Annotated in this window: 18 protein-coding genes and 2 rRNA genes; 2 read left to right on the forward strand and 18 right to left on the reverse strand. The window is 40.7% G+C overall.

Features of this window, described 5'->3' with window-relative positions; all coding sequences use genetic code 11:
* Positions 1-4: 4 nt before the first annotated feature.
* The 3 genes from tsaB to AC07E5_RS00335 form a co-directional block, all read right to left on the reverse strand.
* A complete protein-coding gene (gene tsaB / locus AC07E5_RS00325) occupies positions 5-670 on the reverse strand; it encodes a tRNA (adenosine(37)-N6)-threonylcarbamoyltransferase complex dimerization subunit type 1 TsaB (protein WP_131261916.1) in 666 nt (221 codons plus the stop codon).
* A gap of 160 nt (positions 671-830) precedes the next feature.
* A complete protein-coding gene (locus AC07E5_RS00330) occupies positions 831-1,361 on the reverse strand; it encodes a gamma carbonic anhydrase family protein (protein WP_131261917.1) in 531 nt (176 codons plus the stop codon).
* Positions 1,362-1,392: 31 nt separating this feature from the next.
* Complete coding sequence (locus AC07E5_RS00335) at positions 1,393-1,989, reverse strand: CoA pyrophosphatase (RefSeq protein WP_004975226.1); 597 nt, start codon at positions 1,987-1,989, stop codon at positions 1,393-1,395.
* Between the two features lie 123 nt (positions 1,990-2,112).
* Between AC07E5_RS00335 and AC07E5_RS00340 the strand changes: the two genes are divergently transcribed.
* A complete protein-coding gene (locus AC07E5_RS00340) occupies positions 2,113-2,661 on the forward strand; it encodes an NUDIX hydrolase (RefSeq protein WP_026438436.1) in 549 nt (182 codons plus the stop codon).
* Between the two features lie 101 nt (positions 2,662-2,762).
* On the opposite strand, the gene filF is transcribed toward AC07E5_RS00340, so the two are convergent.
* The 6 genes from filF to filA all read right to left on the reverse strand — a co-directional run bounded on the left by filF (position 2,763) and on the right by filA (position 10,940).
* On the reverse strand, positions 2,763-4,673 hold the full coding sequence (filF, locus tag AC07E5_RS00345; RefSeq protein ID WP_498624457.1) for a putative pilus system protein FilF: 1,911 nt from the start codon (positions 4,671-4,673) through the stop codon (positions 2,763-2,765).
* Positions 4,674-4,693: 20 nt separating this feature from the next.
* Positions 4,694-6,046, reverse strand: a complete 1,353-nt coding sequence (gene filE, locus AC07E5_RS00350; protein ID WP_131261919.1) for a putative pilus assembly protein FilE — start codon at positions 6,044-6,046, stop codon at positions 4,694-4,696.
* Complete coding sequence (gene filD, locus AC07E5_RS00355; RefSeq protein WP_004975217.1) at positions 6,040-7,704, reverse strand: putative pilus system OmpP1/FadL family transporter FilD; 1,665 nt, start codon at positions 7,702-7,704, stop codon at positions 6,040-6,042. The genes filE and filD overlap by 7 nt, the downstream gene beginning before the upstream one ends.
* 12 nt (positions 7,705-7,716) lie before the next feature.
* Positions 7,717-8,847: a putative pilus system protein FilC gene (gene filC, locus AC07E5_RS00360; protein WP_131261920.1), complete on the reverse strand. Its 1,131-nt coding sequence runs from the start codon at positions 8,845-8,847 to the stop codon at positions 7,717-7,719.
* 46 nt (positions 8,848-8,893) lie between these two features.
* The gene (gene filB, locus AC07E5_RS00365; protein WP_131261921.1) at positions 8,894-9,727 is read right to left on the reverse strand and encodes a putative pilus system C39 family peptidase FilB; all 834 of its coding nucleotides are present in this window, start codon (positions 9,725-9,727) and stop codon (positions 8,894-8,896) included.
* Positions 9,728-9,920: 193 nt separating this feature from the next.
* The gene (filA, locus tag AC07E5_RS00370) at positions 9,921-10,940 is read right to left on the reverse strand and encodes a putative pilus system protein FilA (RefSeq protein ID WP_131261922.1); all 1,020 of its coding nucleotides are present in this window, start codon (positions 10,938-10,940) and stop codon (positions 9,921-9,923) included.
* Positions 10,941-11,195: 255 nt separating this feature from the next.
* Here filA and pabB point away from each other — a divergent pair, with 255 nt between their 5' ends.
* The gene (gene pabB, locus AC07E5_RS00375) at positions 11,196-12,536 is read left to right on the forward strand and encodes an aminodeoxychorismate synthase component I (protein WP_004975209.1); all 1,341 of its coding nucleotides are present in this window, start codon (positions 11,196-11,198) and stop codon (positions 12,534-12,536) included.
* A 66-nt stretch (positions 12,537-12,602) separates the two neighbouring features.
* Here pabB and hisC read toward each other — a convergent pair whose 3' ends face one another.
* The 9 genes from hisC to AC07E5_RS00420 form a co-directional block, all read right to left on the reverse strand.
* A complete protein-coding gene (gene hisC / locus AC07E5_RS00380) occupies positions 12,603-13,691 on the reverse strand; it encodes a histidinol-phosphate transaminase (RefSeq protein WP_498624458.1) in 1,089 nt (362 codons plus the stop codon).
* A gap of 135 nt (positions 13,692-13,826) precedes the next feature.
* On the reverse strand, positions 13,827-15,131 hold the full coding sequence (gene hisD, locus AC07E5_RS00385; protein WP_165492545.1) for a histidinol dehydrogenase: 1,305 nt from the start codon (positions 15,129-15,131) through the stop codon (positions 13,827-13,829).
* 177 nt (positions 15,132-15,308) lie between these two features.
* Complete coding sequence (gene hisG, locus AC07E5_RS00390; RefSeq protein ID WP_004975201.1) at positions 15,309-16,013, reverse strand: ATP phosphoribosyltransferase; 705 nt, start codon at positions 16,011-16,013, stop codon at positions 15,309-15,311.
* Positions 16,013-17,269, reverse strand: a complete 1,257-nt coding sequence (gene murA, locus AC07E5_RS00395; RefSeq protein ID WP_131261925.1) for a UDP-N-acetylglucosamine 1-carboxyvinyltransferase — start codon at positions 17,267-17,269, stop codon at positions 16,013-16,015. Before murA ends, hisG begins: the two co-directional genes overlap by 1 nt.
* A gap of 7 nt (positions 17,270-17,276) precedes the next feature.
* Positions 17,277-17,528: a BolA family iron metabolism protein IbaG gene (gene ibaG, locus AC07E5_RS00400; protein WP_004975198.1), complete on the reverse strand. Its 252-nt coding sequence runs from the start codon at positions 17,526-17,528 to the stop codon at positions 17,277-17,279.
* Between the two features lie 138 nt (positions 17,529-17,666).
* Positions 17,667-17,999 (reverse strand): ribosome hibernation-promoting factor, HPF/YfiA family, encoded by a 333-nt coding sequence (gene hpf / locus AC07E5_RS00405; RefSeq protein ID WP_004975196.1) that lies wholly within the window; start codon positions 17,997-17,999, stop codon positions 17,667-17,669.
* A gap of 166 nt (positions 18,000-18,165) precedes the next feature.
* Complete coding sequence (locus AC07E5_RS00410) at positions 18,166-19,620, reverse strand: RNA polymerase factor sigma-54 (protein WP_131261926.1); 1,455 nt, start codon at positions 19,618-19,620, stop codon at positions 18,166-18,168.
* Positions 19,621-19,827: 207 nt separating this feature from the next.
* Positions 19,828-19,942, reverse strand: a 5S ribosomal RNA gene (gene rrf / locus AC07E5_RS00415).
* A gap of 191 nt (positions 19,943-20,133) precedes the next feature.
* A 23S ribosomal RNA gene (locus AC07E5_RS00420) occupies positions 20,134-20,240 on the reverse strand; the annotation flags it as partial.

A 20,240-nucleotide genomic window follows, 5' to 3' on the forward strand; every position in this document is an offset into this window, starting at 1 on the left:
CTAATTATGCCTTGCCTTGTTCTGGAATTTTTTTCCAAGCATTGTCACGTAAATAAACAGGCAATGCTTGTTCTGCGCTGACCCATTGCTGTTGCTGTGCACAGACGCGTGCAATAGTAGCAATATCTTGTGCGCTTGCACTTAAGCCTTTGTATTGTATTTGTTCTTGATCAATCAGACCCGCCCCAGAACCGACTAATTCAAAGCGTACCGCCTGTGCAGCATCGCTATAATTCAATAATTGTTCCTGATCAACCGCCTGCATGATTCCTTGTGCATCTAGCTCAAAACTGGCGATATACACTTCATTCATGCGTGCATCCAACACAGCCGTAACCGCAGTTAATCCTTCAAGACGATAAGCCGCCTGCGCCAATGCCTGCAAAGTCGATACAGGAATTACAGGCACATCATGCGCCCACGCCAAAGCTTGCGTGACTGCCGCATTAATTCGCACACCGCTAAAAGAACCCGGGCCACGGCTAAAGGCAATTGCAGTCAGATCAGCCGTACTAATTTGAGTTTCAGCAAAGCCTTGCTCAATCATCGGTAAGATGATTTGCGTTTGTGCTTTTGCTCGCGCATCTAATTGAAAAAAGAGTTCCTGTGTTTCATCTACAATCGAAACGGAACACTGCTCATTGGCAGTTTCCAATGCCAGCAATTTCATGCACAACCTTCAAGGAGTAAATATCAAAAATTGGCGTTATGATACTCCACTCCTGAAATTCACGCGAGGATTTACATGCCTTAGATTGCAATTCCTGAGTATAAAATTCTATGTAATTACAGCTAAAAAATGCGTTTGACTAAACGATGCAAATTCTATTTTAGAGTGTTGCAGGCTCTAGGTTTACAAAATGCTGAAAATGTTCAGCATAGTGCAGCGCACTCATTTTTAAACGTGCTTCTGCAGACTCATCCAAAGTCTTAACCACTTTACCGGGAGAACCCATCACCACAGAATTATCAGGAATCACTTTCCCTTCAGGAATTAAAGCATTGGCACCAATAATACAGTTTTTACCAATCACCGCATGATTCAGCACCACTGCATTAATACCAATCAGGGTGTTATCGCCCACGGTACAACCATGTAACATCGCCAGATGTCCAATAGTCACATAATCACCAATCTGCATTTCAATACCTGCATCGGTGTGCAAAACAGCATTTTCCTGAACATTACTAAAATTACCCAATTTGATTTTACTGTTATCGGCACGTACCACAGCCCCAAACCAAATACTAACTTTCTGTCCCAACTCAACCTGACCAATGACCGTGGCATTATCCGCCACCCACCCATCCCACGGTTGCTGCATTGCTTTCGGGGCATATCCTTTAAATTTATACAACATGGTTCCTTCCTATCTTCACATCAAAATTTTTCTATTTCTTAAATGTTGGTGAATTTAACAAAAACGGCCATTCTTTACGATAATCCAAACCATATTCAAATAAAGACACCAACATCCGCGCTGTTAAGCCCCAAACCACTTCATCTTCAACCTGCATACTCGGAAAATATAATTTTTGTTGTGCAAAGCTCACTTCATACGGCGTTGGTGGCGCTTCCATTAAATGCTGTAAAGAGGCAAAAAAGATCCGATCAATTTCTGAAGGTTGTGGAATTAATTCTACTTTTGGAGGAATCAGCCCCACCACAGGCTTAACCAACATTCCATTACGGGCTTTTTGCATTGGCAAGTCACCAATCAACTGCACTTCAAATGGATTTAATGCGGTTTCTTCCTGCGCTTCACGCAATGCCACCACAATATTACTGGTATCTTGCGGATCGCGTTTGCCACCAGGGAAAGACACCTCACCCGCGTGATTATTGAGTAAGGTAGAACGGCGGGTTAGCAATACCTTTGGATCAGACTCGTCGGTAATGGCAATCAATACCGCTGCATGCGCTTCCATGAACGTTTTAGAAAAGCGCAAACGTTGCTGTAATAGATGCGTGAGCGAATGATCAATCATGCCTTATAATTCTCCTTGTCTAAGTTTTCATCATAGCTGAAATAGGTGGGCAATAGATAGAGAGGATGCCAAAGTTGAAATTTTCAGTTATTCTGAGAACTCCCTTCAACAATGACGATCACTATGAACTTTTGTGGAAATTGTGGACAAAAAACAACAACGAAAATTCCGCTTGGCGATCAGCAATTACGTCAAGTGTGTAGCGCATGTGGCAATATTCACTATGTCAATCCAAAAGTCATTTGTGGTGCATTGGTCGTTTGGGAAAATAAAGTATTGTTGTGTCGTCGTGCAATTGAACCACGCTATGGTTTGTGGACTTTACCCGCAGGCTATATGGAAATGTTTGAAACCATGGAGCAAGGTTCTGCCCGTGAAACCCGCGAAGAAGCCGAAGCGGAAATTGAAATCGAACAACTTTATTGCATGTATAACATTCCACGGATTGGGCAAATTTATGTGCTGTTCAAAGCTCAATTGTTGAATGGTCAATTTGGTGCAGGTGAAGAAACCATCGAATCACGCTTGTTTAGTGAAGATGAAATTCCGTGGTCTGAATTGGCTTTCCCAAGTGTAGAACGTACTTTACAACACTACTTTGCAGATCGAAAAAACAATCATTTTACGACCCACTTAGAAACCTTAGGTTCACGTACAGATCATACGGGTTAAAAACCCCACATGATGTTCATTTGAATCAAGCTAAAATTCGAATAATAAATAGCCCACTCTAAAGTGGGCTATTTTCATCACTATGTCACCTAAAATTAATGCTAAATACGCACTTTATTTGGGTTATAACACTCAGCAACATCTAGACTTACAGCTCCACCTTGGGCTTTCACCAAAGCTTTATCTGCATCAGTTGCTAAAGCAGGGTTTTGAGCCACGTAAGTTGCAAGTTGCGCATGATAAATATTGCTCCACTTCACTGTTGAGCCATTGAAATCAGACAATGTAATACGTGTAGAGTTGGCTGCAACTAAATTGCCAATATTGGCACGTGCACCGCCCACCACTTGACCATTTCCACCTTCAACCGCTTCAATTTTGGTATTCAAACCAATGACTGCGCCATCAAGTTTATGAAATTTTGGATTGGCTAAAATCATACGTAAAGTGACTGCTTTATTGTCGATATCGGTTGCACCTAACACACCTATACGGTATTGCTGCACACCATTTGTATCAACATATTCAGCACCAGACTGAGGAATTGCTGCACACTGACCAGACATATCGGTTTCTGTGGCATTTGGTGCTATATCTGTACGAATATTGCCATCCTCATCTAAAACAACACCTAATTTGATGCTATCTGTAGTCGTTCCGCCATCAAAATTAAAGGTCAAGGTTGCATAAATTGGGAAAATATAGCGACTGCCTAAAGGTACATTTTTCTGGGTTTTAAAAACGCGATTATCCAAAAAGTTCACAGAAAAGAATTTATAGGCATCAAAAGAACCTTTGAACTGATCGGTACCTATGGTTTGTTGCCATTGACCATAATCTGCAGGATTCGCTGTTGTAGATTTGGTCAATAATTTATAAAAACCTTCCGTGCCTGCAATTAAATAATCATTAAACACCTTACCTTGGGTAATTTTAAAATCATCAGCCGCATTGTCATTCACACTAAAACGGAATGGCCCCTGAATACGTTTATTCAATGGGTTGACCCATGTGGTTTGTGCTGCTGCTACCATACGCTCAGGACGTACTTTACGAATCAATTCACCACTCACCGTTAAAATTGGGTTGGTCGTGTTTGCAGACACCGCACCTTTCCATTGCATACCATAACCGAAGGTATATCCAGAACGGTCTGTGATTAGTTGATATTGCCCAATGAGGTGTTTCAAATCTGCGACCGTAGATTTACAGTCTGCCAAATTACAGCCATATAAACCTTGTGGTAATTGTGAATCTTCTTTGGCTAAAATTGGATAGTTAGCTTGATAAGATGCCGAGTTATTCATGTAAACCAAGGTGTTTAATGCTTGATAAGCATCATCTTGAGATACCTGTGACACATCTACCCACGGGCGTAAAATACTGGCATAAGCCCCTGAACGATAGTCACCAACCTCAACGGACTCAGCAATATTTGCCAATTGTTCTTTTTTGAGTGTCGTAATCGTTAAAGGCTGAATATCACCTGCAATGGTTCCTCCACCTTCAACAGAAAGTGCTTGTAGCAAGCGTACAATTGCAGTCGCGACCTGTATCGTTTCGTCACTACTACTTAAACTCGTTGCTTGGCGTCCTGTTAATCCACGTGCCATATCTAACACACTTAAACGTGGATAACCCGCACCTGCAGTACTGACCATTCCAATATCAGACAATGATACTGTCCCTAAATCAATATATTGATTGGTCTTTTCCTGAATAAAGAAGTGGACTTTATCTCCTTCACTACATTTACCTGTTGCCGCATTACTTTTCGGCTCAATCATGGTGATGTAGGTTTTACTGGTATCACTGCTACAGGTAAAATTCAAACCATCCACAGGATAATCCAATGCAAATTCCACGCAGTTTTTTGCTGTACTGGCACAACTCCCGTTGATATACGCCACAGCATTAGGCTCTGGATTAATATTGGCACTTTCTCCACCACAGCCACTCAATGCCGCCATCAATGCTGTCGTTGCAAAAGGTAAAATATGTCTTGTTTTCATCCTGAATTCTCTTATTGTTGTTAGCGTATCGCAATGAGTTTTAATTGCCCTTGGTTACTGAGCGCGCGATGTTCCATATCCACTGCAGAAGCCAATGGCGTTAATAATACATAGTGGCTATTTTTTGGAAGTTGCAGCATGCCCTCTATCACCTCATGTTGTAAGACATTGCCTGCAGTATCCTGATTTCTAAAACCACCAGCACCTTCAATCACACAGCCTTTTTGATCCAGAAAAACCACAAAAGGCCAATAAAAGGTAGGTTGATTTTGCTTCGTAGCATAAGAGTTGATTTGAATATTTTGAATATTGCCTTCTAACTTCACCAATTCATAATCAAATTTTTCGGTTAAGGGAGCTCTAGGCCACAAATTTAAATCTTGTTGTGCTTTTAAGGTTTTAGCTTTATTTTTTTTGCTTTCAGCAAAACATTGCTGCCCCAAACCCTCAATTGCTTCAGCTTGATTAACACGATAATAGTCTGCAGCCAAAACAATAGCGTGAGGCTCAGCAACCGATTGCTTTTTAAATAATTTATTGAGAACGGAACGGCTTACACCACGTTCACGTTCGACCACTTGCATACGAGTACCACCGCCATTTTTTGTGTCAATTATGCCTTCTGGCATACTATAAAAGCGTTTTTTTCCTTCTAAATTAAACTCCTGATCTTCCAAATACTCACTTTTAACATACTGTTCTCCCGCCATCTCCATAAAACCCGTTTGTTGGGCAGATGCATGCGATGCTTGATCTGGTGTTTTTTTAGAAACAGACACTGTGGATGGATCAATCGCAAATTGCTGAGGAAGCTGTTGTAAATCCTCTAGTACAGATGGTTTTACCGCGACTTTGTTGATCGCTGCTTCTTTTGCCAATCCTGTTTGATGAACAGATTCCGCACTGGAAATATCTTGCTGCACTGCATTTGGCTCAGTGTGTGATGCACGCAATGATGAGTTCTCTTTGCTTTGACTAGCCTGATTTTGTGACATAGCGGATTGTTCTGAGATATTCGGCTTAGACAAATTCAGTTGCTTGCTCGCCTGAACAGAAATATTTTTAGATACCTGAACGGATGTTTGAGCAGTTATCTGCTGTACTTGATGCACCTTGTCTTGCTTAAACTGGTCTTGTTGTTGGTTTTCTTGTAGTTGCTTTTGTTGGACTTGCTTTTGCTGTTGTGCGGTTTCCAACGCCTGTATCGTTTGCTTTTTTTCTGCAGCATTACGCTGCACCACAATTGGACGACCATCTGGTCCAATAATGGTGTAAAACTGATTCGCGTAACACACCGATCCCATACTGAAAATCAGTGTGAGTATCGACTTTGAAAATAAAGTCCGTTTTATTTTCCGTACTGAACTTACCATCGTGTTCTATAACTCAATCCAAGAATTGTAATTTTTGTATCCGTTTTCACATTCAAACCCGCATAAGGGTTTAACAGCAGGTTATTCACACCTTCCTTATTGGCTAAGCTACTGGTATTGGCTGGAATTTTATCCTTACTTTGTAAAAAGCCGATGGATAAATCAAGGTCTGTATCTGCATCAAAACGATATCCCACACCCAGACCGAATAAACGTGCATTATTAATTGGTACCATAGTGTTACGTTTATTGTCAGGAATCGCACTACCACGTGGTTCATAACCCGCACGCAGTTTTAAACGGTCTGTGGCTGAATATTCGATGCCAACACCCCAGTTCCACGGTGACTTAAACTCTAATGGCAAAGCTAAACTGTCATCAGACACATGCTCCGAAAGCAATTTTGCAATTTTTAATGCCGAGATTTGACGGTCAAACTCGAATTTGAATTTATCCCATGCTTTATAGTCAGTCCAGCCCACATCAAAATTGACTTGTAAATCAGGCATGACTTTATATTTTATCCCCGCTTGAAAGTGCGCAGGATATTCAAAATCCATAGAAACCAAACCAGACTCACTGGCTGGAATATAACTTGGGAAACCTAAAATTGCCGCTAAAATCTGACCTGTTGGTGAAGACATCAAACCATTAATTAACTCACGCGGTGCTTTCGAGTTATCAATATGATATTTGCCCTTTAAGCGCATTTTAGCTGCACTCTGATACACCATACCAAAGCTAAAATCTTCTGTCGGTTCCCACAAAATACCCAAGTTATAACTCGGGCTTAAACTTTGCTCAACCGCCAGTTGCATTTGCCCAAAACGGGAAAATGGATTCATACCTTCTTCGGCATTACAAATCCCGAGCAACAAAATATCGGTAATGATGTCTGAATTTTCTTTAAATGGCGTACAGACCACTTCATCCACCATACGTAACATCCCGATCAGTTCATTCGGGAAGCGTAAATCGGTATTCATGGCGATGGCTTGGTAAGACATCCCTATTGACGCACCGACTGACAATTCATCATTGACTTGATAGGCGATAGATGGAGAAAGATAGGTGATACGTTCTAAGGCAACCTGTTGTCCCATAAAGTTACCAGGGTTACCATTTTCGGCACCAAAGCCCGCAATCAACGGCGCATATAATGCGGTGGCAAAGGTCACTTTGGAACCTGGTGGATTATAGGCAATACCGTTGGTTGGCGCTGCCAGTGGCATGCCTTTACCCAAATCGACAAATTTTTTCAGAATCGGGACATACAGCGTTGGATATTCTACATCGGCTTGTACTGTACCTTTAAAATCGGTACAAAAATCGGCCAAAATTTCTGGTCCATCGTTACACACCACAGGGTCATCAGAATAACCAAATACGTCATAACCTGCTGGAACGGAAAGCTCACGCTGTACATCAAAATGTGCCAACACCCCTTGCACATCTGTTTGCAAACCTTCAATCTTGGTCAGTGCAGCAGGGTTAAAGTGAATCGCACTAATACCAGGAGGATCTGCAGTGACCGCATTCCCCATAGTCAAAGAACGAATATCGACAGATAAGTTTTGTCCAAGCTGCGCAAAAGCAGCCCCTGAACAGCCCGACAGTATAATTGCAGTCACTAACGGGCGAAGTCGTATCATTTTCATGCGACTAGCCTCTTAGCGAATTTTTTTACCGAAACCGAGAATATCCAGTGGGAATGACAAACCAAGTGATACGTCTGGCGCGTCTTCGGTCAGACCGATTCCTACCGTACCATTCACAATGGTTTCAGGTGAAACGCGAACGCCTAATGAAATAGCCAAAGTCGAACTGGTCTGGTCTGCAGGTGAATAGCTTTCACCCGTATGATAAGTAAACTCCGAACCTGTATTAAAGCTTTGCTGATAGGACATGGTCATCGACACATCGTAGTTAAACGAATAAGCAAAACCAAAAGCAAAACCACCACTAATACCTGGCTCAAACTCTTCAATAATACGGCTACCGCGAATTTGATTGAGACCGCTTTCTTTAAAACCATAGTTGGCTGAAGCAGAAGCAAACAATACAACTGGGTCAATATACTTACGCGTACTTGCACCGATGCCTGCAGAGTAGTAACCCTTACCTGTTGATAAATCTTTAACAGGATTAATCTCGTAAGGACTATCCCCCGTTTTGGTCGATAAATTTGCGAATAAAATTAAAGGTAAACGCCCCGCTTTTAATGGGAATGGCTCCCAACGTGCACCTAAAGAAATATCCCCCAAGCCTGCTGCCGTGGCATCTTTTAACAAGTCTGACTTTGCAACCAATGGTACAGAAGCAGATAAAGTTAAATTGTCACGCAAACCATATTGTGCGGTGAAGGTGTTAGTTAATGCGTGGGACGCATTTTCTTGCACACGAAGCTGATACAACTGACCTTGAGCCATTTCAAGGTCGAGCTGCGTATCACGATGATAGGTATAATCAATATCATAATAAGATGAAATATCACCTTGTTTCATGAGCGAGTATTGACGCTCATTCGAGGTAAATACTTCTTCTAAATTCGCCTCTTTGGTTGCATCGCCCTCTTGCTGTTGCAAAGCAGATGATGCTGCTTGTACGCCATTTGTAGCGACAACCGCACTATTTGTTTCAGCACTTGTATCTGCAGTTGATGCTGCTGTATTTGATACTTCTGCCTGTTCAGCTGTAGTTTCATATTCCCCTAATTGCGTCTCCTCTGCGGCATAAGCCACCCCAAATGCCATTTGAATACTGAGAGCCAATAAGGTTTTATTCATCCATTTACGATCCATGATTTACCCCTTCCATTTTTTATTTTTGTATTTCGTGAACAACTAATTACTTGTTTTTATAGTAGAGTCTTAAAAAACGATGCTCGTACTGTCCATAATTTTCGGAATCTTTATTTACATTACGTTCCAGACGTATTGTCGATGCTTTATCGGCTATTTTTTCCATCGCAAATTGTGGATATTGAATATCAACAAAGGCATAACGATTCACTGTTGCATCTTCCACATGACGTAAATCTTTTTCATGTAATGCCAACATATTTTGTCGATGCTGAGGTGCTACATTAATTAAGAACAGGGTGTTATTTTCCCAAACGTCCTTAAATCGTTCTTCATCAAAACTAATATTGCCCAAAGCTGGGTCAGCCACATAAACCCGCCCATTTTTATAGGCTTTATACACCACAAAATGTTTAAAACCTGCATAAGAAATTGGTACGATTGCAGGCTGCCCTTGCTTGACTAAATCTTCAAATTCACCACGATACCCCCCACTCTCTAGCCCTAAAGCAGCAACAAAGCGCTTCATATCTAACAATGAAAAACTACGACGCTCGATAATTCGCTCATACTCTCCATAACGAAGTAAACCACTCATGGTCTGTTGTTCGTTCAGTTGTGTGCCAACATAACCATTGAGCAAAGTCGTTAACGCTGCAGAACCACAGCTATAGTCATAGGCTTGGCGTACAATGCCACGGAATTGATCTTCTAAAGCAGGTTTAATTTGCACAGGTTCTCTATGCATACGGGTAAATGAATTATTTCTAGAATCCAAAGTTTCTGTATAGTGCACAGCTTCTGGATGCTGTTCTTTTAAATCAAAGGCTTGTGTGGCAGCGTAATAGATCAATGCCGAGCCCAAAGCGATCTCTAACATATATTTTTACTTTTTAGTTCTCGGCAATACCTGCCTAATATTTTTATTTTTAGAGTTTTCACTCTACTTCCTTGTATTTAGAAAGATACTCGTTTTATAGAAAAAAAAAAGAGCTTTCTATATTTTTTTGCGAACTCATCAGTTTATTTGTAAAAAAAAGCGCGTGAATTCACGCGCTTTTTCAGTGTTTAAATTAGTGACCCGAAATGGTGATTTTTGCACCTTGTGTATAACCAGCAGGTTGCAATGTATTACCACCGTAATAAGTTTGTAAGCCTTGAACTTCCATATCACCAATAGAAGCAGCAGTCTTACTGCCTAAACGGATACCTTGTACATAATTATCTTTTGCACCACCATGGCTAATGATTTGAATATAGCCATTGTTTGCACCTTCCTTACCTATCACACTAATATCTTGCTTTAAGGTTAAGTCCGTAGAATTAGCATCTGCAAACTTAATACTTTCAATAAAGATTTCACCTGCTGCACGATTACCTACAGTACCATCACCAGTACCTGCTTTAGTAGAGTTATCTAAAATACCTAAGTTTGCAATTTCTAAACCACCCACCATTGTGGTATCAAGTTTAATCATGGCACCTTGTGGCGCTGCACCCAATTGAATATTGGCATCCATTTTACCTGTTTTTAACGTTAAGCCAGATAAAATTGCATTATAGTTGTTATCATCATTACCACGACGAATGCTCGTAGCACCAGCTACTGGCTTAGCATTCGATGCAGAGACACCAATTTCACCAATATTAATTTCAAGCCCAGCTACTTGAGCAGCTACATTAATAAATGCACCACCATCAGCAGTCTCACCAGCATCTGTATCAATGACTAAATCTGCTAAATTATGAGAAGCCAATAAATATTTTGTTGGATTTGTCACATCAGACATATTGGCTTCAATAACCACACCGTGATTCGCTGTTTTTCCTTCGCCATTGCCCTTAATTACGATAGCACCTGCCTTTGAAGTACCACCGAAACCTAAGTCTCCAGCAGCACCTTTTGCAGCCAAACCATCATTATCATGGATTAAAAGTTTTTCGATTTCGATTTTAGAAATACCAATCCCGATGCTTAAACCATCTTGACCAGTAGTTGCGCTTAATGCAGTATCGTCCATTGCCTGCATTGCCATTGCATTTGTCGTTAACGCGATTGATGATACCAAAGCAAGTTTAGTAAATTTTTTCATCTTGTTACTCTCCCGAGAGTATTATTTTTTTGGTTTTACCACTCAGTGCCAGTGATTGTGTTTTTATTTGATGAGGACAACACTGACACACATTCCTTGAGTAGCCGGTTTGCACATACAAAGGTATATCTGAGTTATTTTTTGTTCAACTGCTGTTGGTCGCAATCCACATCTTACCGACAAACGGTTATTTGCTTTTTATCTGCTGCAATCATGTAAAATAGCCTTTTAAAATCTCTCAGCTGTTTACGCTTTATGTCCTATCCTACTCATTTTAAAAAATTATTCTGTGAACCTGAATATGAGGCTGCAAGAATTTTGCAAGCTTTGGCAGCACTTTCACATTGTATTTATTTGCAAAATAATGGAAAGGCACGTATTGCTTTTTTGGCTGAACGCTATTGTGTGCAGCAAAACCATCAACATTTTTACTTTCAAAAAACGGCATTGGATCAATATGAATTAAGTCCAACTCAATTAGATTTAACAGCTCATCTCGGTGCTTTAGAAGATGCTGACACCGCCCCATTTTGCAGTGTAATGGGGTTTGTTTCGTATGATGCAGCAGCACAGCAACACATCAATATGCAGTCTCGTCCCCAGCCAAGTATTTTTTTAGGTCAATTTAAAAGCTATTTACAGCAAGAAACTGATGGCTGGTATTTTTATAGTTCAGACGATGCTGCTACTCAAATCTTTGATTTTATTTTAAATTTATATACTCAATCAACCATAATTGAACAGTTCCAATTAAGCCAAAAGTGTCAAGCCCGCTGGAATTTCACAGATTACCAACGCGCCTTTCAACATGTTCAAGACTATATAGTGGCAGGAGATTGTTATCAAATTAATCTTACGCAAGAGTTTAGCGCTGAGGCTCAAGGTCAACTTTTAGAGACTGCAGCTCAGTTTTGGCAACTGACCAATGCACCTTATGCAGGTTATTTACGTATTGGTGATTTTGAAATTTTAAGTTGTTCGCCCGAACTCTTTATCGATTTTGAGGAAAATCGAAAAATTACCACAAAACCCATTAAGGGCACGATGCCACGTTATGGCGATCCTGAATTAGACCGACAATCGAAACAACAATTAAGTGAATCTAAAAAAGATCAGGCTGAAAATGTGATGATTGTGGATTTATTACGTAATGATTTAAGTGTTTATGCCGAAACTGGCAGCGTCAAAACGCCAAAGTTATTCAATATTGAGTCTTTTAACCAAGTGCATCACATGGTCAGTGAAGTGACCGCAACACTAAAAGCCGAGATGAATCCTTTTGATGTGTTGATGTCTGCCTTGCCAGGTGGGTCAATTACAGGCGCACCGAAAATTCGTGCCATGCAAATTATAGATGAACTCGAAGGTGCAGCACGTGGCGCCTATTGCGGCTCTATGGGTTATTTTGATGCCGATGGAACGGGTTCTTGGAATATCCTGATCCGTTCTATTCAGAAATATCAGCAAGATGTTTCATTATGGGCTGGTGGTGGCGTCACGATTGCATCTGTTTGTGAAGCAGAATATCAAGAATGTTTTGACAAGGTTTCAGCGATGTTGGACTTATTGAACCGCTGGTACAAACCTGCGCAATAGCATGTCACAAAAACAAAAAAAGCGAGTGAATTCAATGCTTCACTCGCCTCTACGATATTTTAACAATTAAGCCAAAATATCGTATTTTAAAGTATCTACTAAGCGTTGATTTTGATCATCTGTACCAATAGTAATGCGCAAATATTGATTGATGCGTGGTTTATTAAAATAACGCACAATAATACCGCGTTCACGTAATGCTGCAGCTAATTCACCCGCATCCTGTTGAGGATGTGATGCAAAAATAAAGTTGGCGTGTGATGGCAATATCTTAAAGCCCAAGCTCGTTAAATCCGTCACCAATTTCTCACGGCTAGCAATAACTTTTTGGCATTGGGCTTCAAAATACGCCTGATCTTGAAAAGATGCCACCGCAGCTGCAATGGCAAAACGATCCATTGGATAAGAGTTAAAACTATTTTTTACGGCTTCCAATGCGGCAATTAAATGTGGTTGTGCAATCGCAAAACCAACACGTAAACCTGCCAATGAACGTGATTTAGAGGTGGTTTGACACACCACTAGATTCTCGTACTTTTCCACCAATTTCACTGCAGACTCTGCACCAAAATCGACATAAGCCTCATCAATCACCACCACTGAATTTGGATTGGCCTGTAAAATTTCTTCAATCGCGCTTAAACCTAAAGCAATACTGGTCGGTGCATTCGGATTGGTGATGATAATGCCACCATTGGCTTGCTTATAGTCATCAACTACAATTTCAAAATCATCATTTAAAGGCAAAATTTTAGTTTTTACCCCAAAAAATTGACTATATACAGGGTAAAAACTATAGGTGATATCCGGATACAGTAACGGCTGTTCCTGAACAAAAAAAGCCTTAAAAATATGTGCAAGGACTTCATCTGAACCATTGCCAACAAAGACATTTCCAACAGCTACATTTTGCTGTTTCGAAATGGCTTGCTTAAGCTCAGACGCATCTGGATCTGGATATAAACGCAGTGCATCTGCCGAGTTTTCTAAAACCTTTTGCACCGCTTCCACCACTTTAGGCGAAGGTGGATACGGGTTTTCATTGGTATTCAATTTTAATAAATTTTGAATTTTTGGCTGCTCACCCGGTACATAAGGCTCTAGCTCACGTACTTCAGGGCTCCAAAAACGCATTTGTTCTGCTGTGATATTCATTTTGTATTCTCTTTAAACCCTCTCCTAACCTCTCCCAAAGGGAGAGGAATTTTCATTACTAAAGACACAAAATTTGTGTGGTTTAAATTCCCCTCTCTTTATTAGGAGAGGGTCAGGGAGAGGTTGTAATGCTATTTATGATTGATAACGATAACGTGCTGATCGTGCATGCGCATCCAGATTTTCCTGCTTCGCTAAAATATCAGCGGTTTTCGCCAAACTTTTCACGCCCTCAGCTGAACACATAATCAGACTTGAGCGTTTTTGGAAATCGTAAACACCCAATGGCGATGAAAAACGTGCTGTACCCGACGTTGGTAATACGTGGTTTGGCCCTGCACAATAATCACCAATAGCTTCTGGTGTATAGCGCCCCATAAAGATCGCACCCGCATGACGAATTTCTTCTGCCATCACTTGTGGATCATCCATACACAATTCTAAGTGTTCGGGCGCAACTTGGTTGATCAATTCAATCGCCTCTTGACGATCTTTCACCAAAACCAATGCACCACGATTTGCAATAGAAGTACGGGCAATTTCAGCTTTAGGCAAATTCGCCAAGTGCTGTTCAATCGCTTGCTCAACCTGATTCAGCAATTGCTCATCTGGTGTAATAAAAATAGATTGTGCAACCGTGTCATGCTCGGCTTGAGAAAGTAAGTCCATGGCCAACCATTCAGGATTATTCTCACCTTCAGCATAAACCAAAATTTCGGATGGCCCTGCAATCATATCAATGCCGACCTGACCAAACACAGCACGTTTTGCAGCTGCCACAAAGCGATTACCCGGCCCCGTAATTTTATCTACCGAAGGGATAGTTTCTGTACCATACGCCAACGCAGCAACGGCTTGCGCGCCGCCAATGGTAAATACACGAGTCACCCCTGCCAAATATGCAGCAGCCAAAACCAATGGATTGAGTTCACCATTCGGTGCAGGCACCACCATAATAATTTCAGGCACGCCAGCAACATGCGCAGGTACAGCATTCATAAGCACTGAAGATGGATAAGACGCCAAACCACCTGGCACATAAATACCAACACGGTCTAATGGTGTGACTTTTTGCCCGAGTGTATTGCCCAAAGCATCAACATAAGTCCAACCATCCTGCTTTTGCGCTTGGTGAAATTCACGAATACGTGCAGCAGCCAATTCCAAAGCTTCACGAACTTCGTTATCTAAAGCATCAAATGCGGCTTTCAGTTGTTCTTGACTTAACTCAAGTTCTGAAAATTGATGCGCTGGATGTCGATCGAACTGTTGAGTGAGTTTAAGAACCTGAGCATCACCGTGCTGACGCACATCAGCAATAATTTGATCTACAGTTTTTAAAAGTTCAGGATCACTGACAGTTTCAAAAGCCAACAAGTCTGCAAAGGCTTGTTTAAAGCTTTGATCTTGAGTCGATAAACGTCGCATCAATTTACCCACAAGGTTTGATAGAAAAGTTTAGTTTACCTTGTTTCTAGGGCTTTGTGGGAATCTATACATGGCGAAAGCAGTATGTTTTGATGGAAATTCAAGAACAGAATCATGCACGAACATAAAAAAACCGCCATTGAATGACGGTTTTTTGAGAAGGCAGGATGATGGATACAAAGTTCAAAGTTAAGCAGATTGTTTTGCCAACTCTCGTTCTGCCACAGCTTTTTCAAGTTGTGCCAAAATTGGATTGAGCAAATCTTGCTTGCGCTTAAAACTGGCTTTATTGACAATTAAACGTGAAGATACTTTACAGATTTCTTCTAGCGGCTCTAAACCGTTGGCACGTAAAGTATTACCTGTATCAACCACATCGACAATGTAATCACCCAAACCGACCAATGGTGCTAATTCCATTGAGCCATAGAGTTTAATGACATCAACCTGCTCACCTAAGCTGGCATAATATTGACGGGTCAAATTCACATATTTAGTGGCAATTTTTAAACGACCTTTTGGACGCTGCATACCAACTTTGCCCGCAGTCATTAATTTACAATTGGCAATTTTCAGATCCAGCGGCTCATATACATTTTGAGCGCCATGCTCCATCAGCACGTCTTTACCCGCAACCCCAATATCTGCCGCACCATTTTCAACATAAGTTGGTACATCAGAGGCACGTAAAATTAAAATACGCACTTGTTTATGTGTGGTTGGGAAAATCAACTTACGTGATTTATCTGGATCTTCCAGTAAATTAATTCCCGCAGTTTCTAATAAAGGCAAAGTTTCTTTTAAAATTCGCCCCTTACTTAATGCCAAAGTTAAACCATGATCAAAATTGCCCATGACGTCAAAATTTGGATCATCGTTTCTCATGTCATTCATCAATTTACTCGCTTAATTTGGGCGCCTAAACCTTGTAACTTTTGTTCTACATTTTCATAACCGCGATCAATATGATAAATACGGTCAATCAATGTTTCGCCTTCTGCCGCCAATGCTGCTAACACCAACGAGAATGAGGCACGTAAATCGGTTGCCATAACAGGTGCAGCAGAAAGTTTTTCTACGCCTGTCACCACCGCATCATTGCCTTCTACCTGAATATTGGCACCCATACGTGACAACTCAGGGACATGCATAAAACGGTTTTCAAAAATAGTTTCCGAAATGGTAGCAAAACCGCGTCCAATCGCATTCACCGCCATTAACTGTGCTTGCATGTCTGTTGGAAATTCAGGGTGTGGTAAAGTTCTCAAACTCACGGCTTTAGGGCGCTTGCCCATCATATCCAGTTCAATCCAGTCATCGCCACGTGTGACTTCCGCACCCATTTCTTCAAACTTATCTAACACAGATTCTAGCAAGGCAGGATCGGTATGTGTGGTTCTGATTTTACCGCCTGTAATTGCAGCCGCAGCCAAATAAGAACCCGTTTCGATACGGTCAGCAACCACCGAATACTCACAACCATGCAAGTGTTCAACACCTGTAACCACTAAAGTATCGGTATCTAAACCTTCAATTTTAGCGCCCATTTTGATGAGCATTTGCGCAAGGTCGGTAATTTCAGGTTCACGTGCAGCATTACGAATAGTGGTAACACCATCTGCCAATACCGCAGCCATGAGAATGTTTTCTGTTCCGCCAACAGTGACCATATCAAAGACCACTTCGCCACCTTTAAGGCGACCATTAACTTTGGCATTCACATAGCCATTTTCAACTTCAATTTCTGCGCCTAAAGCTTCAAGTGCTTTAAGATGCTGATCGACAGGACGTGAACCAATTGCACAACCACCTGGCAAAGATACTTTTGCACTACCATAGCGCGCGACCAATGGGCCAAGCACCAAAATAGAAGCACGCATGGTTTTTACCAATTCATAAGGTGCAAATTGGTTGTCCAACGTTGATGTATCTGCAATGACTGTATCGCCTTCATAAGACATTTTAATGCCCAAGCCTGCGATCAACTTCACCAAGGTATTTACATCTTTTAAATTTGGAACATTTTTCAATGTAATTGGCGTTTCTGCAAGAATCATTGCAGCAAGAAGTGGCAAGGCTGCATTTTTTGCACCAGAAATACGCACTTCACCTTCGAGCTTATTACCGCCCTGAATTAAAAATTTATCCATTAAATTATTAAGCTCCAAATAAGCTTGCTTTACGCCATTCTTCTTGTGTCATTGCACGAATTGTAACCGCATGAACTTCACCGCTGGCAATATAGCTATTCAATGGTGCATACACTGCTTGTTGACGAGCAACAGGACGCTTACCTTCAAACTGATTATCTACAATACGAAGATCAAACTTGCCGCCTTGCCCACTTACAGCAACTTCAGCCTCTGGAAAAGCAGCTTTTAAAATTTCAGTGAGCTGTTCACTATTCATCACAAAGACCTCTTATAGGACCAACGGTGTAAAAACCTGTCATTTTACTATAAATAGAAAAAATAATTCATTAATACTATACATTATCGCAATAAAAAAAGAGGTTTATCCAAAACCTCTTTTTAAATCACATTTTAACTAGATGGCTAAAGGCTGATAATCCAACTGCATCTTCCGATGTTTCTCTAACTGACGTTTTAATTTTTCTGTCATCATCTTAATTGAAGTATACATATCATCTGCACTAGCCTGCGCAAAAAGCTCCGTTCCAGGTAAACGAATAATTGCTTCTGCAATATGATTGGCGCTGCCTTTTTTAGAATGTTTATCGATTTGATGATCTTTACTTAATTTCACCTGCATACTATTGACCTGATCCAGATGTTTGGTCATTTGTGCAAATTTAAGTCGAATATTTTCTTCAATTGCAGGGGTGATAGCTAAGTGATGTCCACGAATTGTTATTTGCATAATTCTATCCCTCACCTTCATTAGGATTAGGAAGGCATAGTTCACATGATTGATTGCCAAATAACAGATCACTGCAGCGGTCACTTTAAATCATGTCTAACTATTCCTTCAAAAAAAATTCATTATTTGGTCATAATGAATCCTTAGAATAGACCGATTTTAAAAACTAGATCAAGACTTTTCGTTCAGAAGATGACGGAATATTTAATGACTCACGATATTTCGCAACCGTTCTACGTGCCACATCAATTCCTTCTTCCTTAAGAAGGTTTGCAATTGTGTTGTCTGACAAAGGTTTACGTGGATTTTCATCTGCAATTAACTTTTTAATCTTCGCGCGAATCGCAGTTGAGGATGCTTCTCCACCTGAACAGGTTCCAACATGACTTGAAAAGAAATATTTCAATTCAAATAAACCACGTGGAGTTAACATATATTTATTGGTGGTCACCCGTGAAACTGTAGATTCATGCAACTCCACCTCATCAGCTACATCACGCAAAATCAACGGTTTCATTCCTTCAGCACCAATTTCTAAAAATTCACGTTGATGCTGCACAATACAAGTCGCTACCTTTAATAAGGTTTTATGACGTTCATCAACACTTTTAATAAAGTTTTTCGCATCTAGCATTTGATTACGCAAATATTGATTATCTTCACTTTGATCTGCGCGTTTAATCATATTGGCATAAAACGAATTAATTCTAAGCTTAGGCACAACATCAGGATTCAGCTGCACCTGCCAATGGTCCTGCTTTTTACTGACCACTACATCTGGAATTTGATAATCTGACTCCTGATCTTCAAATGCTGTACCAGGATGCGCTTTCAAGGTTTTTAATAAAGCCACTGCATGCTGTAGCTGATCTGCGCTTAAACCCGTTTGCTTAATTAACTTGGCTAAATCATTCGAAATTAATAACTCATAATGCTGCAAGAGTTGCAGTGCTTCCTGCCGATAAGGCACATCTGTAGCCAAACTTTCAAGCTGAATAGATAAACATTCCGCCAAATTACGCGAACCAATACCAATCGGCTCTAAACGCTGAATATGTTTCAAAACGACCAAAACTTCATCGTCTTCAACTTCATCTTCGTATTCCATGGAGATCAATAAATGTTGCACAGATGTAGTGATTTCAGATATTTCACAATCCAAGAAACCATTGTCATCCAAAGCATCGACAATACAGTAGGCAATGAGCTGCTCGACTTGAGAAAAATGCAACAGATTGATTTGTTGCATCATGTGCTCTTTTAAACCTAAATGTCCCTGACGATTATCCTCGCGCTCTTCATATTCCGCTGCTCCCAAACTCGTGGGTAAATGAGTGTACACATCATCCCAGTCTGTATCGACAGGCAAGTCATTCGGTAGATGATCTGCATTTAATTCTTTAGTCAAATCCTTTTGATCATGCTCTTGCTCTTCTAAGGTGGATAAACTTTCGACACTACTTTGTTCTTCGACTTTTTCTAATAAGGGATTACTGTCCAACTGAATTTGAACTTCTTGTTCAAGTTCCAAGCTCGAAAGTTGAAGCAAACGAATGGCTTGTTGTAACTGCGGTGTCAGTGACAAGGAGTTTGCAACTTTTAATCCAACCGATAACTTCATTTTCACCCACTCTTTTAAATTTATGTTTTTCAACAACTTAATATATAAGTTTTTGATAAGCAATTTCTATGCCGTTTTATTAGGTATAACATAGATTCATTAAAAGACATAAAGATTTTAATCAGAAGTTCTGTTCAGATTTCTTTCTACTTTTCTTTCCCACATAAAAAAACACCCCCAACGCTAGTTGAGGGTGTTCGAATAATGAGCTGGCGATGACTTACTCTCACATGGGTAACCCCACACTACCATCAGCGCGAAGAGGTTTCACTTCTGAGTTCGGGAAGGGATCAGGTGGTTCACTCTTGCTATGGTCGCCAGCACAACTGTTTACGGAGACTTGCATTGGTCTTATTCACGATGGTGATGCACTGCGTTTTCCGAATCTGTAACAGATTGGGCTGTATTGGGTCTGAATTTTATTGTTTAGCGTTAACTAAATCAAGATCAGTCTGAATTGACTGATTGGATTTGAATCGATTGAGCATACAATCCCAACTGTTTGGGTGTTGTATAGTCAAGCCTCACGAGCAATTAGTATTGGTCAGCTTCACATATCGCTATGCTTCCACATCCAACCTATCAACGTCGTAGTCTTCAACGGCTCTTTAGGAGGCATA

The organism is Acinetobacter seohaensis, from assembly GCF_056431365.1.

What these genes read in the sequence shown, in the direction of transcription:
- tsaB (WP_131261916.1), bottom strand. Translation starts at nt 670, where the DNA reads ATGAAATTGCTGGCATTGGAAACTGCCAATGAGCAGTGTTCCGTTTCG.
- AC07E5_RS00330 (WP_131261917.1), bottom strand. Translation starts at nt 1,361, where the DNA reads ATGTTGTATAAATTTAAAGGATATGCCCCGAAAGCAATGCAGCAACCG.
- AC07E5_RS00335 (WP_004975226.1), bottom strand. Translation starts at nt 1,989, where the DNA reads ATGATTGATCATTCGCTCACGCATCTATTACAGCAACGTTTGCGCTTT.
- AC07E5_RS00340 (WP_026438436.1), top strand. Translation starts at nt 2,113, where the DNA reads ATGAACTTTTGTGGAAATTGTGGACAAAAAACAACAACGAAAATTCCG.
- filF (WP_498624457.1), bottom strand. Translation starts at nt 4,673, where the DNA reads ATGAAAACAAGACATATTTTACCTTTTGCAACGACAGCATTGATGGCG.
- filE (WP_131261919.1), bottom strand. Translation starts at nt 6,046, where the DNA reads ATGGTAAGTTCAGTACGGAAAATAAAACGGACTTTATTTTCAAAGTCG.
- filD (WP_004975217.1), bottom strand. Translation starts at nt 7,704, where the DNA reads ATGAAAATGATACGACTTCGCCCGTTAGTGACTGCAATTATACTGTCG.
- filC (WP_131261920.1), bottom strand. Translation starts at nt 8,847, where the DNA reads ATGGATCGTAAATGGATGAATAAAACCTTATTGGCTCTCAGTATTCAA.
- filB (WP_131261921.1), bottom strand. Translation starts at nt 9,727, where the DNA reads ATGTTAGAGATCGCTTTGGGCTCGGCATTGATCTATTACGCTGCCACA.
- filA (WP_131261922.1), bottom strand. Translation starts at nt 10,940, where the DNA reads ATGAAAAAATTTACTAAACTTGCTTTGGTATCATCAATCGCGTTAACG.
- pabB (WP_004975209.1), top strand. Translation starts at nt 11,196, where the DNA reads ATGTCCTATCCTACTCATTTTAAAAAATTATTCTGTGAACCTGAATAT.
- hisC (WP_498624458.1), bottom strand. Translation starts at nt 13,691, where the DNA reads ATGAATATCACAGCAGAACAAATGCGTTTTTGGAGCCCTGAAGTACGT.
- hisG (WP_004975201.1), bottom strand. Translation starts at nt 16,013, where the DNA reads ATGAATGACATGAGAAACGATGATCCAAATTTTGACGTCATGGGCAAT.
- murA (WP_131261925.1), bottom strand. Translation starts at nt 17,269, where the DNA reads ATGGATAAATTTTTAATTCAGGGCGGTAATAAGCTCGAAGGTGAAGTG.
- ibaG (WP_004975198.1), bottom strand. Translation starts at nt 17,528, where the DNA reads ATGAATAGTGAACAGCTCACTGAAATTTTAAAAGCTGCTTTTCCAGAG.
- hpf (WP_004975196.1), bottom strand. Translation starts at nt 17,999, where the DNA reads ATGCAAATAACAATTCGTGGACATCACTTAGCTATCACCCCTGCAATT.
- AC07E5_RS00410 (WP_131261926.1), bottom strand. Translation starts at nt 19,620, where the DNA reads ATGAAGTTATCGGTTGGATTAAAAGTTGCAAACTCCTTGTCACTGACA.